The 11,625-nt window shown below is 63.2% G+C and carries 10 protein-coding genes; 7 read left to right on the top strand and 3 right to left on the bottom strand.

Annotated features, from left to right (window positions below; translation table 11 throughout):
* Positions 1-24 precede the first annotated feature (24 nt).
* Both dnaE and AB1A62_RS06860 read left to right on the top strand, forming a co-directional pair.
* Positions 25-3,537 carry a DNA polymerase III subunit alpha gene (gene dnaE / locus AB1A62_RS06865; protein ID WP_366660789.1) on the top strand — a complete coding sequence of 1,171 codons (3,513 nt, stop codon included), beginning with the start codon at positions 25-27 and terminating at the stop codon, positions 3,535-3,537.
* Positions 3,538-3,613: 76 nt separating this feature from the next.
* On the top strand, positions 3,614-4,030 hold the full coding sequence (locus AB1A62_RS06860) for a hypothetical protein (protein ID WP_366660788.1): 417 nt from the start codon (positions 3,614-3,616) through the stop codon (positions 4,028-4,030).
* A 61-nt stretch (positions 4,031-4,091) separates the two neighbouring features.
* On the opposite strand, the gene AB1A62_RS06855 is transcribed toward AB1A62_RS06860, so the two are convergent.
* Positions 4,092-4,286 (bottom strand): SlyX family protein, encoded by a 195-nt coding sequence (locus AB1A62_RS06855; RefSeq protein ID WP_366660787.1) that lies wholly within the window; start codon positions 4,284-4,286, stop codon positions 4,092-4,094.
* A 197-nt stretch (positions 4,287-4,483) separates the two neighbouring features.
* Here AB1A62_RS06855 and hisS point away from each other — a divergent pair, with 197 nt between their 5' ends.
* From hisS to hisG, 3 genes are read left to right on the top strand one after another with little or no spacing between them, the layout of a single operon-like run.
* A complete protein-coding gene (gene hisS, locus AB1A62_RS06850; protein WP_366660786.1) occupies positions 4,484-5,971 on the top strand; it encodes a histidine--tRNA ligase in 1,488 nt (495 codons plus the stop codon).
* 2 nt (positions 5,972-5,973) lie between these two features.
* Complete coding sequence (locus AB1A62_RS06845) at positions 5,974-7,062, top strand: ATP phosphoribosyltransferase regulatory subunit (protein WP_366660785.1); 1,089 nt, start codon at positions 5,974-5,976, stop codon at positions 7,060-7,062.
* Complete coding sequence (hisG, locus tag AB1A62_RS06840; RefSeq protein ID WP_366660784.1) at positions 7,059-7,757, top strand: ATP phosphoribosyltransferase; 699 nt, start codon at positions 7,059-7,061, stop codon at positions 7,755-7,757. Before AB1A62_RS06845 ends, hisG begins: the two co-directional genes overlap by 4 nt.
* 164 nt (positions 7,758-7,921) lie before the next feature.
* On the opposite strand, the gene AB1A62_RS06835 is transcribed toward hisG, so the two are convergent.
* On the bottom strand, positions 7,922-8,353 hold the full coding sequence (locus AB1A62_RS06835) for a DUF1489 domain-containing protein (RefSeq protein ID WP_366660783.1): 432 nt from the start codon (positions 8,351-8,353) through the stop codon (positions 7,922-7,924).
* 195 nt (positions 8,354-8,548) lie between these two features.
* On the opposite strand from AB1A62_RS06835, the gene AB1A62_RS06830 reads away from it, so the two are divergent.
* A complete protein-coding gene (locus tag AB1A62_RS06830; RefSeq protein WP_366660782.1) occupies positions 8,549-10,834 on the top strand; it encodes an adenosylcobalamin-dependent ribonucleoside-diphosphate reductase in 2,286 nt (761 codons plus the stop codon).
* 352 nt (positions 10,835-11,186) lie between these two features.
* Positions 11,187-11,489: a hypothetical protein gene (locus AB1A62_RS06825; RefSeq protein WP_366660781.1), complete on the top strand. Its 303-nt coding sequence runs from the start codon at positions 11,187-11,189 to the stop codon at positions 11,487-11,489.
* A gap of 3 nt (positions 11,490-11,492) precedes the next feature.
* On the opposite strand, the gene AB1A62_RS06820 is transcribed toward AB1A62_RS06825, so the two are convergent.
* The coding region (locus AB1A62_RS06820) for an integrase core domain-containing protein (RefSeq protein ID WP_366661007.1) at positions 11,493-11,625 on the bottom strand (133 nt) is incomplete at its 5' end.

The following is an 11,625-nucleotide window of genomic DNA, read 5'->3' as shown; positions in this document are numbered from 1 at the left end:
GTGTCAATAAGATAGCGTGGCGGCATGACAAGCTCTCCCCGATTCATTCACCTGCGTACCCATACCGAATACTCGCTGCTGGAAGGCGCCGTGCGGCTGAAGAAGCTGCCGGACCTGTGCAAGAAGCACGAGATGCCCGCGATTGCGGTGACGGACACCAACAACCTGTTCTCGGCGCTGGAGTTTTCGGTGTCCGCAAGCGGCGCCGGGGTGCAGCCGATCATCGGCTGCCAGGTGGATCTGCGGTTCACCGAGCCGGCGCCGGGGGAACGGCCCAAGCCGCCCGCGCCGCTGGTGTTGCTGGCGCAGAGCGAGGCGGGCTATGAGCATCTGATGAAGCTGAACTCCTGCCTGTATCTGCGGCAGGGGGGCGAGCTGCCGCATGTGACGCTGGAAGAGCTGGAAGAGAACGCGGGCGACGTGATCTGCCTGAGCGGCGGGCCGGACGGGCCGGTGGGGCGGCTCTTGCGGATGGGGCAGCGGCCCGCAGCGGAAGCGCTGATGCAGCGGCTGAAGGCAATTTTCCCCAACCGCCTGTATGTGGAGCTCCAGCGCCATCCGGGCGAGCACGGCCAGCCGGAGGCGGAGAAGCAGACCGAGCGCGGCCATGTGGAGATGGCCTATGCCATGGACCTGCCGCTGGTCGCCACCAATGACGTCTATTTCCCCAGCACGGAAATGTTCGAGGCCCATGACGCGATGATCTGTATCGCCGAAGGCGCCTATGTCGACCAGGTGGAGCCGCGCCGCCGCCTGACCGCGCAGCATTACTTCAAGAGCCAGGAGGAGATGGTTGCGCTGTTTGCCGACCTGCCCGAGGCGATTGAAAACACGGTGGAGATCGCCAGGCGCTGTGCCTTTATGGCGTACCGGCGCGACCCGATCCTGCCGAAGTTTGCCGATGACGAGGTGGCCGAACTGCGCCGCATCGCCAACGAGGGCCTGCAGCAGCGTCTGGCGGTGATCCCCCATGCGGTGAGCGTGGAGGAATACCAGGAGCGGCTCGATTTCGAGCTGGGCATCATCGAGGGGATGGGTTTCCCCGGCTACTTCCTGATCGTTGCCGACTTTATCCAATGGGCCAAGGACCACGACATTCCGGTCGGGCCGGGGCGGGGCTCCGGTGCGGGCTCGCTGGTGGCCTATGCGCTGACGATTACCGACCTTGATCCGCTGCGCTACAGCCTGCTGTTCGAACGCTTCCTGAACCCGGAACGGGTGTCGATGCCCGACTTCGACATCGACTTCTGCATGGACCGCCGGGAAGAGGTGATCAAATACGTGCAGGAGAAGTATGGCCGCGACAAGGTGGGGCAGATCATCACCTTCGGCGCGCTTCTGTCCAAGGCGGCAGTGCGCGACATGGGGCGGGTCTTGCAGATGCCCTATGGCCAGGTGGACCGGCTGTCTAAGCTGATTCCGGTCGAGGGCGTGAAGCCGATGTCCATCGCCGACGCGCTGAAGGAAGAGCCGCGGCTGAGCGAGGAGGCGCGGAACGAGCCGGTGGTGGACCGGCTGCTGACCTACGGCCAGCAGGTCGAGGGGCTGTTGCGCTCGGCCGGCACCCACGCGGCGGGTGTGGTGATCGGCGACCGGCCGCTGGATGCGCTGGTGCCGCTCTACCGCGATCCGCGCTCTGATATGCCCGCCACCCAGTTCAATATGAAATGGGTGGAACAGGCAGGGCTGGTGAAGTTCGACTTCCTTGGCCTCAAGACCCTGACGGTGATCCAGAACGCGATGGACCTGATCTTCCAGTCGGGCCGCGACCTGCATATCGCTGCGGACGGCACCCAGCTGTATGAGCCGCCGGAGGGGGCGGAGAACCAGATCAACGCCATTCCGCTGGACGACAAGGTCACTTACGATCTCTACTCCCGGGCCAAGACGGTGGCGGTGTTCCAGGTGGAATCCACCGGCATGATGGATGCGCTGAAGCGCATGAAACCCACCTGTATCGAGGACATCGTGGCGCTGGTGGCGCTGTACCGTCCGGGTCCGATGGAGAACATTCCGGTCTATTGCGAGGTGAAGAACGGCCAGCGCGAGATCACCTCTGTTCACCCGCTGATCGACCATATCCTGGAAGAGACCCAGGGCATTATCGTCTATCAGGAGCAGGTGATGCAGATCGCCCAGGTGATGGCGAACTACACGCTCGGCGGTGCGGACCTTTTGCGCCGGGCGATGGGTAAGAAGATCAAGGAGGCGATGGACGCCGAACGCCCGAAGTTCGAGAAGGGCGCGGCGGAAAACGGGGTCGACAAGAAGAAGGCCAGCGAGGTTTTCGACCTTCTGGAGAAATTCGCCAACTACGGCTTCAACAAATCGCACGCGGCAGCCTATGCGGTGGTGTCGTACCAGACCGGCTGGCTGAAGGCGAACCACCCGGTGGAATTCATGGCCGGCGTCATGAACTGCGATATCCATCTGACCGACAAGCTGGCGATCTACTTCGAAGAGGTGAAGAAAGGGCTGGGGCTGAAATACGTGCCGCCCTGCATCAACCGCTCCTTGGCGACGTTTAACGTGGTCAACGGGGAGCTGGTCTATGCGCTGGGCGCGCTGAAGAACGTCGGCCTGGACGTGATGCGGCTGGTGGCTGAGGCGCGCAAGGAAGGCGAGTACGAAAAGCCCTTTGTCAATGTCTACGACTTTGCACGCCGGGTGAACCTGAAGAAGGTCGGCAAGCGGCCCTTGGAGATGCTGGCGCGGGCCGGCGCCTTTGACCAGCTGGACAGCAACCGCCGCCGGGTGTTCGAGAGCCTCGGCGCGCTGGTGGATTACTCCGCCGCGGTGCATGACCAGAGGAATTCCAGCCAGGTGTCGCTGTTCGGCGAGGCGGGCGAGGACCTGCCGGAGCCGCGGCTGCCCAATGTGCCGGACTGGCTGCCGGCGGAACGGCTGAGCGAGGAGTTCAAGGCGATCGGGTTCTACCTGTCGGGCCACCCGCTGGACGACTACATGCCCGCGCTGAAGCGCAAGGATGTGATGACGCTGGACGAGGTGACGGCGAAGGCCGAGCGCGGGCCGTTCATGGCCAAGATGGCCGGGGTTGTGGCCGGGCGGCAGGAGCGCAAGTCGGCGCGCGGCAACCGCTTTGCCTTTGCCCAGCTGTCGGATCCTTCGGGGGCGTTTGAGGTGACGCTGTTCTCGGAAGTGCTGGAGAAGTCCCGCGAGTTCCTGGAGACCGGCGCCAAGGTGGTGATCACCGCCGAGGCGACAATGGAGAGCGATCAGCTGAAGCTGCTGGTGCGCTCGGTTGGTCCGGTGGACAGCGCCATTGCCGACGCCGGACGCAGCAGCTTGCGGGTCTACCTGAGCGATGCGGCCGCCGTGGGTACCGTGGCGCAGGTGCTGGAGGACGCCAAGGCGGCGGCCCGCAATGCGTCCCGCGGCGAGGTCTTCATGTACCTGCAGGATCCCGGCCTGCCCGGCGACGTGGAGATGGACCTGGGCCAGCCGTTCCCGATCAACCCGCAGATCAAGGGCGCGCTGAAGTCGCTGGACGGGGTGATGGATGTGGAGGAGATTTGAGGGTGCGGAAGCTGCGGGCTTATTGGCCAGCTAGTAATTTGCTATTCAAGAGTATTTCCAAAAGAGATGAAGTTATATGATCAGATCATTCTGGCACGGTCTGCTGGCCTTGGTGCTTATGGTATCAGTGGTTCACGCAGATTGTCTTGAAAACGAAAAGATCCCGGTTTTCCGGGAGCTAAAGGAGCATATGCTGTCTGGAAATTATGATGCTTTCTTTGAGGCATCCGATCATACAAAGGCGCTTTCGGAAGCAACATTAAATGAAACCAAAGTTAAGTTGGTACAATACCTTGGTGTGCCAAAAACTTGTGTGATGATGGCAATGCGCCGTTATTCGGAGAATTTTGTTGCCAGTTTGACTGCGTTCGTAGGAAGCAACGGTCAGTATCTATATGCTTATTTTGCTTCAGTTCGAATTGAAGGTGAAGACGAACTGGTCTGGGTTCAGATCTCTACGGATTTCAGCGAAATCCTTTCTTTCGTTAATTGAACGACCTGAAACAGTCAGCTTTCTCGTTGGCCTGAAACAATGGTGCGGAGCGTCCTGGGGCTCAGTAATGCGGCGGGCGCTCGTCGGCGAAGACCACGCCGCCGGTGCCTTCCTGTTCGCGGGTGGCCTCGCGCTGCATCAGCATGGCGACGCGGCGGGTCAGCACGTCGATCTCCTGCTGCTGGCGGGCGATCACGTCGCTCATCTCCTCCACGCTGCGGGTCAGATGGGCGATTTGCTCTTCCAGATGCTGCATGGGTCAGGCCTTTGATAGCGGATGCGCCTAGATAGGCGCTTTGGCGGGCTGCGTCCATCGTCAAGCTGCGCGCATATTCAAGATGAGAATTTCGGGTGAAAGGACGCAGGCGTTGGACCCTTCGCAGCCTTGCCGCGCGGGGCGGCATCCGTTAGACCGCCACGCGAGTGAAACCGCTACCCGTGAGGAGGCCGCAGATGGCCAAAGTGAAGAAACAGCCCCGCCCCAAGGCGCAGACGCCGAAGGGGTTCCGTGACTATTTCGGTGCGGAGGTGACCCAGCGCAGCGAGATGCTGCGGGCCATCGCGGGTGTGTATCATCACTACGGGTTCGAGGCGCTGGAGTCCTCGGCGGTGGAAACCGTTGAAGCGCTGGGCAAATTCCTGCCCGATGTGGACCGCCCGAACGAGGGCGTGTTTGCCTGGCAGGAGACCGAAGAAGACGGCAACGGCGACTGGATGGCGCTGCGCTATGACCTGACGGCGCCGCTGGCGCGCGTCTATGCGCAGCACCGCAACGACCTGCCGACCCCCTACCGCCGCTATGCGATGGGGCCGGTCTGGCGCAACGAGAAGCCGGGGCCGGGCCGCTTCCGCCAGTTCTACCAGTGCGATGCGGATACCGTGGGCACCGCTTCGATGGCGGCGGATGCGGAAATCTGCGCGATGCTCAGCGACACGCTGGAGACCGTCGGCATTCCGCGCGGCGACTATCTGGTGCGGGTGAACAACCGCAAGGTTCTGAACGGTGTGCTGGAGGCGATGGGCCTCGGCGCGGAAGACAGTAAGCGTGATGACGTGCTGCGCACCATCGACAAGTTCGACAAGGTGGGCGAGGCCGGCGTGCGCGAGCTGCTGACCAAGGGTCGGCTGGATGCCTCCGGTGCCTTTATCGACGGGGTTGGCCTGTCGGACGATCAGGCAGCGCCGGTGCTGGCGTTCCTGACTTCCAAGGCGGCAGATGCGGCGGGCACCATTGCCAACCTGCGTGCAGCCGTGGGCGACAGCAAGGTGGGCCAGGACGGTATCGCCGAGCTGGAGCAGATCGGCGAGCTGCTGGCGGCGGGCGGTTACGGCAAGGACCGGATCGAGATCGACCCCTCCGTGGTGCGCGGTCTGGGCTATTACACCGGGCCGGTGTTTGAGGCGGAGCTGACCTTTGAAATCCTCGACGAGAAGGGCCGCAAGCGGCAGTTCGGCTCGGTCTCGGGCGGCGGGCGTTATGACGGGCTGGTCAAGCGCTTTACGGGCCAGGAAGTGCCTGCGGTGGGCGTTTCGGTCGGCGTTGACCGGCTGCTGGCGGCGCTGCACGCCAAGGGGCGGTTGTCGGCAGAGGCCACCGGCCCCGTAGTCGTCACCGTGATGGACCGCGACCGGATGGCGGATTATCAGGCGATGGTGGCAGAACTGCGCAATGCGGGCATCCGGGCCGAGGTCTATCTGGGCAACCCCAAGAACTTCGGCAACCAGCTGAAATACGCGGACAAGCGCAATTCTCCGGTTGCGGTGATCGAAGGCGGCGACGAGAAGGCCAACGGCGTGGTGCAGATCAAGGACCTGATCCTGGGCGCCAAGATCGCCGAAAGCGCGACGCTGGAAGAGTGGAAGGAACGCCCGAGCCAGTTTGAGGTGCCGCGCAACGAGCTGGTCGCCAAGGTGCGTGAAATCCTGGACGGGCAGGGCTGATCATGACGCTCCGTTCTGACATTCAGGCCCGCGCCGCACAGCTGCGGGTCCGCTTCGAGGCCGCTGGCGCGCAGGTGGTGGACACTCCGCTGCTGCAGCCTGCGGGCACCTTGCTGGATCTTTACGGCGAAGACGTCCGTGCCCGCGCCTATGTGACCTCTGACGCCCTGCGCGGCGAGCAGATGCTGCGCCCCGACTTCACCGTGCCGGTGGTGGAGGCGCATATGCGCCATGGCGCCGAGCCTGCGCGCTATACTTATTCCGGCGAGGTGTTCCGGCGCCAGGAGATCGATCCGGACCGGCCCAACGAGTACCTGCAGGTCGGCTATGAGGTGTTCGAGCGCGATGATGCCGCGGCGGCGGATGCGGAGGTGTTCTCGCTGTTCGCGCTGCAGGTGCGCGGCCTGCCGCTGAGGGCGGCAACCGGTGACATCGGCATTCTGATGGCGGCGGTGCAGGGGCTGAACACCACCGGAAAACGCAAGGCGGCGCTGATGCGCCACATCTGGCGGCCGCGCCGGTTCCGCTCCTTGCTGGACCGGTTTGCGGGGCGCACCCCGGTGCCGGAGAGCCGCAAGAAGCTGCTGTCGACCGAGGGCGACCTGACCGGCTCTGCGGTGGAGATCGGCAAACGCCGCGCGGCAGAGGTGCAGATGCGGGTGGAGGCACTGCGGGAAGACGCCAAGGAACCGCCGGTTTCCGAAAACGAACTGCTGGCGCTGGAGGCGCTGATGGCAGTGCGGGAAACCGTGCCGTTTGCCACCGAGCAGATGCGCGACATCGCGGTGGACCTGCCGCAGATCATTCCGGCGCTGGACCGGCTGGATGCGCGCACCGCGGCGATGAAGGCGCGCGGCGTGGATGTGGAGAACCTCGACTTCGAAGCCTCCTACGGGCGCACTTCGATGGAGTATTACGACGGGTTTGTCTTCGGCTTCTACGCCGAGGCGCGACCCGATCTGCCGCCGGTCGCCAGCGGCGGGCGCTATGACGCGCTGACCCGGCAGCTGGGCGAGGGCGAGGAGATTCCGGCCGTGGGCGGCGTGCTGCGCCCGGACCTGATGCTGCAGCTTGAGGAGACCCGCAAATGACCCTGAAGCTGGGTGTGCCGTCCAAGGGGCGGCTGATGGAAAAGACCTTTGACTGGTTTGCCAAGCGCGGCGTGACGCTGTCGCGCACCGGGTCGGACCGGGAATATGCCGGTGCTGTCGAGGGCGTGTCGAACATGGAGCTGGTGCTGCTGTCGGCGGGCGAGATCCCGCGCGAGCTGGCGGCGGGGCGCATTCATCTGGGCGTCACCGGCACCGATCTGGTGCATGAGAAGCTGCCGCGGTTCGAGCAGCAGGTCGAGGAACTGGCGGAGCTGGGGTTCGGCCATGCCGATCTGGTGCTGGCGGTGCCGCAGTTCTGGATCGACGTGGACACGCTGGATGACCTGGATGCGGCGGCTTCGGCGTTCCGCGCGGTGCACGGCCACCGGCTGCGGATCGCCACCAAATACCACCGGCTGGTGCGCGAGTTCCTGACCGACGCCGGGGTGGCGGATTACCAGCTGGTCGACAGCCAGGGCGCCACCGAAGGCACGGTGAAGAACGAGACCGCCGAGATGGTGGCCGACATCACCTCCACCGGCGAGACGCTGCGCGCCAACCACCTGAAGCTCTTGAGCGACGGGCTGGTGCTGAAATCGCAGGCGACCCTGTGGCGCAGCCGGGTGGCGAAATACGGCACTGACGAGAAGGCGGCGCTGAACACGCTGCTGGATCTGCTGGAACACCGCAAGTAAGCACTGCCGACCGCGCGCCGGCGCGGGCCATGCCCAACACCTTCAAGGCATCTGTGATGCCTGCAACGGGGCAGGAGGGTTATCCTGTTCCTTGGTGCGTGGCGCCAGCCGAGACGCTCCCGCCCGGCGCTGGCGAAACATGCCGCGGGGGAGTGCGGACAGCCTCAGATAACGCCGATTTCCGCCAGTGCCTGTGACAGTTCCGGCGGCAGCGGCTCCTCCTGTTTTTTGCCTGCGGTCAGGTCGGCAGGAGAGTCTTCGGCCTTGAGGTAGCGCCAGCCCTGGAACGGGCGTTTCGGTGCTGTGTGGGTGCGGTGCAGTTCCGGGTCCAGGATGATGGCGCAGCGGCGGATGCCGTCCTCGCCTATGACCTCATCCAGGCGCAGCACGCGCTGGCGGCATTGGATCAGCCCCTTGATCACCCAGTAGATCGAGCCGCCGTTCAGGATCTCCGCCTCGCGCTTGGGCCACATGCGGGTGACGTGGCGGGGCAGGCCCTCCGGCAGTTCCCGGCGGCGCATCTCCTGCCAGGCCATCAGGCTTTCGACGCTTTCGGTGCCCACCGAGAGCTTTACGAGATTCACGCGCTTATCCACAGGTTCCCCACAGAGTCGTCCAGAGCTTTGACAGTATATAGTAGTTTACGGGCCGCCGACTTCAAGGTATTGTGTTCTCCCACGCTTTTGCTGCAAGAAAGCATTCACAATTCGCGGATTCGCTGCCGGGGTCATTTCCGGTGCCGGTGCCGCTTTTCCGACGCTAAGACGCCACACGACTCAAAGGACCGACACATGAGCCGCTTTGCCGCCCCCATCGCCGAGCAGATCTGGGATATGAAATACCGTTTCAAGCAGGCCGATGGCGCGCCGATCGACGTGACCGTCGAGGACACCTGGCGGCGCATCGCGCGCGATCTGGCGCGGGCGGAAAAGAAGCCGGAAGTTTGGGAAGAGAAGTTCTATGGCGCGCTGGAGGATTTCAAATACCTGCCGGCGGGCCGGATCACCGCAGGGGCCGGCACAGCGCGCCAGGTGACCCTGTTCAACTGCTTTGTGATGGGCACTGTGCCGGACAGCATGTCGGGGATCTTCGATATGCTGAAAGAGGCGGCGCTGACCATGCAGCAGGGCGGCGGCATCGGTTACGACTTCTCCACCATCCGGCCGCGCGGCGCCGATGTGAAGGGCGTGGCGGCGGATGCCTCCGGCCCGCTGTCGTTCATGGATGTGTGGGACGCGATGTGCCGCACCATCATGTCGGCCGGTTCGCGCCGCGGCGCGATGATGGCGACCATGCGCTGCGACCACCCGGATATCGAAGCCTTCATCACCGCCAAGTCCGACCCGGCCCGCCTGCGCATGTTCAACATGTCGGTGCTGGTCACTGACGACTTCATGGAAGCGGTCAAGGCGGACGGCTCCTGGGAGCTGCAGTTCGACGGCAAGGTCTATCACACCGTCGAGGCGCGCGACCTGTGGAACAAGATCATGCAGGCGACCTATGATTATGCCGAGCCGGGCGTGATCTTCATCGACCGCATCAACAAGGCCAACAACCTCAGCTATATCGAGAACATCTGCGCCACCAACCCCTGCGGCGAGCAGCCGCTGCCGCCCTACGGCGCCTGCCTGCTGGGTTCGATCAACATGGCGCGGCTGGTGGCCAGCCCGTTCGAGAAAGACGCGCATCTGGATCAGGCGGCGATGCAGGAACTGGTCGCCACCGCGGTCCGGATGATGGACAACGTGGTCGACGTCTCCAAGTTTCCGCTGGAAGCACAGGCGCAGGAAGCCAGGAACAAGCGCCGGATCGGCCTGGGCGTCACCGGCCTGGCGGATGCGCTGCTGATGCTGGGGCTGGAATACGGCTCCGACGAGGCGGCGCGTCAGACCGATGAATGGCTGCATAGCATAGCCCGCGCCGCCTATCTGGCGTCGGTGGACCTGGCCAAGGAAAAGGGCGCCTTCCCGCTGTTCGACGCCGAGGCGTACCTGAATTCCGGCAACATGCTGAACATGGACGACGATGTGCGCGACGCCATCCGCGAGCACGGCATCCGCAACGCGCTGCTGACCTCCATCGCGCCGACCGGCACCATCTCGCTTTATGCAGGCAACGTGTCCTCGGGCATCGAGCCGGTGTTTGCCTATGCCTATACCCGCAAGGTGCTTCAGAAGGACGGCTCCCGCACCGAGGAGGAAGTGGTCGATTATGCGGTGCAGATGTACCGCGAGAAGTTTGGCGCCGACGCCAAGCTGCCGGAGTATTTCGTCAACGCCCAGACGCTGAGCCCCGCAGCCCACGTCAAGATGCAGGCGGCGGCGCAGAAGTGGATCGACAGCTCGATCTCCAAGACCATCAACTGCCCGGAAGACATCTCCTTTGATGACTTCAAGGATGTCTACATGCAGGCCTGGGACCAGGGCTGCAAGGGCTGCACCACCTACCGCCCGAATGACGTGACCGGCTCGGTCCTGTCGGTGAGCGAGAGCGCTGACACCGCGCCGGGCGAGACCGCGCAGGCGCCGCATGAAAGCGACAGCGCGGAAGTGGTCTACATGTCGGAGCCGCTGGACCGCCCGCAGTCGCTGGAGGGCCATACCTACAAGCTGAAGTGGCCGGACAGCGAGCACGCGATCTACCTGACCATCAACGACATCATCATCAATGGCCACCGCCGCCCGTTCGAGGTGTTCATCAACTCCAAGAACATGGAGCACTACGCCTGGACGCTGGCGCTGACCCGGATGATCTCGGCCGTGTTCCGCCGCGGCGGCGACGTGTCCTTTGTCGTCGAGGAGCTGAAAGCGGTGTTCGACCCGCGCGGCGGCGCCTGGGTGCAGGGCAAGTACATCCCTTCGATCCTGGCGGCGATCGGCGGCGTGATCGAGACGCATATGGTCAAGACCGGTTTCCTGGAGGGCGAGGGCATGGGGCTGAAATCCGACCCGCAGGCGCAGGTGGTGAACCTGAACCAGCCGCGCGGCAAGGCCTGCCCCAGCTGCGGCCAGTTCGACATGCAGATGGTCGAAGGCTGCATGACCTGCCGCAGCTGCGGCCATTCCAAGTGCGGGTGATTGGGGCAGTGTAACTGTTTGATGCACCAAGCAATTGAGACCCAAATCGGCGATTTTTTCGCCCAAAAGCAAGGTCATTGCCGCCCAAGGTTCGAATAATCCTTGTTTTCATAGGGTTGGGAAAGCGTCTGAAGTTTCCTTCAGGCGCTTTCCGTCTTCTCATCCTGTGGCACGAGGGTATTGACGCGTTTCTTCTTTTCGTGCTGTTTCATTCTATGACCTCAACGCAGCAAACCTTTCTCATACGGTTCTTCTGATCTGCCCTTCTTCGGGCCGACCGTTGGCTGCTTCTGTACCTTTTCACGCACAGTTTTCGGTCGGTTTGTCTCACTGGATAGATGAGGAAACTGCTGTGAAGACTATCAGACTCCTACTCGCTGCTGACCCCAATGGGGAAAAAGATGCTCTCACGCGCCGGCTGACTGAATACCTGAAAAACCTGCGCAAGACCCGGCTTGCCAAGGAACTGATCGGTGATGACGAACACTCAGTCGATCTTGGCGGAGATGATTTCGAAAAAGTTGCCACCGAACTGTCCGATGGGGTCGCGCTAACCTGGGACGACAAGCGGCGTATCAAGAAACGGGTTCAGAGGATCCTGCAACTTAGAACCGAAGCCTCTGGTGGGGAGCCTGATCTGACTGGTCCGGTTTGATTGTTAGTGCATGACTGGCCTTTGGTCCATCGGGACGATGGTTTCCGGCGCAGGCGGCCGGTATCCCAAGGCGCTGTGAGGCCGCTTAGTGTTGTAGTGTTTCCTCCAACTTTCGATGATGATCTGAGCCTCCCTC

Source organism: Leisingera sp. JC11 (assembly GCF_040704725.1).
Classification (GTDB): domain Bacteria; phylum Pseudomonadota; class Alphaproteobacteria; order Rhodobacterales; family Rhodobacteraceae; genus Leisingera.
Note: the sequence above shows the minus strand (reverse complement) of the source record. Positions and strands in the feature narration are given on the sequence as shown.